The organism is Texcoconibacillus texcoconensis, from assembly GCF_014202575.1.
Classification (GTDB): domain Bacteria; phylum Bacillota; class Bacilli; order Bacillales; family Salisediminibacteriaceae; genus Texcoconibacillus; species Texcoconibacillus texcoconensis.
The window spans coordinates 1-1,636 of sequence record NZ_JACHHB010000036.1; the positions used below are offsets into that span (position 1 = coordinate 1).

General features: G+C 35.3%; 1 protein-coding gene and 1 pseudogene. Both read right to left on the reverse strand.

The window, feature by feature from the left end:
* A pseudogene (locus HNQ41_RS16510) lies at positions 1-261 on the reverse strand (tyrosine-type recombinase/integrase); the annotation flags it as partial.
* Positions 254-1,489, reverse strand: a complete 1,236-nt coding sequence (locus HNQ41_RS16515; RefSeq protein ID WP_184665531.1) for a site-specific integrase — start codon at positions 1,487-1,489, stop codon at positions 254-256. The gene HNQ41_RS16515 and the pseudogene HNQ41_RS16510, both read right to left, overlap by 8 nt.
* Between the last annotated feature and the right edge of the window lie 147 nt (positions 1,490-1,636).

Genomic DNA, 1,636 nt, shown 5'->3' on the forward strand with positions numbered 1-1,636 from the left:
ATCCAGATACTTTCCAAGCTGTCGAATAATTGATGAACGTGAACATTGATTCGCCTGCGATTCATACGTTTTTTTACTACACCAATCCAATACGATTTCTTTAGTGAGGTTAGTGGCATAAGGGTATTTTTCTAATATAAATCTATCAAAACGTTTGAAGTGATCTTCTTCTGTAAGGTATTTGTATCCAACAGCCCTTTTCAGTTCTATATGATTTTGGATGTGATTCTTAAATGGACCTTTAAATTTGATTTTACTCATGGTTGTCCACCTCTTTAAAATCAATGGAACATTCCTTGAGCTTATTAATATCAACTTTAAGATAGACTGCCGTTGAATCTGTATCAACGTGTCCAAGGATATCTGAAATGGTAGATAAAGGTGTGTTCTTTTCAAGTAGCATACTAGCCATAGTGTGTCGAAGAGAGTGCATTCCTCTTCTCTTTTTTAGAGTAGGAAGATGTGCCAGTTCCATGTATCTTTTTATTAATTGGTTTAAATGATCGTCTTCTGAAAAGGGACCGAACGGAGCAATATGCCTTACAAATAGATAAGGAGTGTCTATTTCAGGTCGGCCATATTTGAGATAATCTATAACTGCCCAGCCGACCTCCGGTGTTAGTGGAAGGGATAAAGGTTCTCGTGTTTTTGATTGGTTAAAGACAACCTTCTTTTCTTCCCAATGGAAGTTCTCTATTTTTAAATTTTTAATATCTGTACAACGCATGCCTAAACAACATGCTAGTAAAATTATTGCGTAATCTCGTTTACCTTTCGGACTACCTTTATCAATAGCAGCAATTAATTTTTTTAATTCATCTATTGTCCACACAGACGGTATACGGGTCTGCTTTCTCGCTTGCACCATCGGTGTTTTTGCGGCAAAGTCAGTCTGTACTTCTCCAGTTTCCAGAAGGAAACGAAAAAAGGCCCTCATAGAACAAATATTTTGTTCCACCGTTTTGTAGGTATAACCAGCCAAAGTTTTAATGTAGTCGTTAATTATAGAAAGATTGATTTCTTTACAATCCGTAACTTTCTGTGAAGAAAGATAATCCATAAATCTAGCCGATTGTTTAATATAATGATCTATAGTGACCTTGGAATATCCCTTTTTTATACAACATTTCTTAAATTGATTACTAACCTCAATAAAATATGGATCCGTAAGGATCTTCTTGTGTTTATAGTATCTACGTAATACAGTTTTGTGTAGTTGAAAATCTCCGATCATCCGAATGATGCGAAGCTCTTGTGTCTCAGATTGAGTAAGGGTACGGTTGAAATCCTTTTTTAAAATATTAAAGTGTTTTTCAACAAAGTCGATTCCTAATTGTTCGGAATAATAGGTTTCATCCTGTTCCTGAGCGAACTGAAGCAACATCCGCCACCGCTTACGATAAAACTTCATAGAGCCGTCAGAATAACCTAACCGTAGCATTTCCTGTTCAAGGTCCTGAAGTAGCTCAATTAATGTCTTCTTTTGCATAATATATTCCTCCAAAAATGATATTTAGAGCCAAAAGCCCTTATATCATCTTCGGATATTATGCAAAGTAAAATTCAATTAGATTATTCATTTTATGCGGTTTTTAATTACTTACTTAGCATAATTACTTTCTTGGCATAAGGTGGG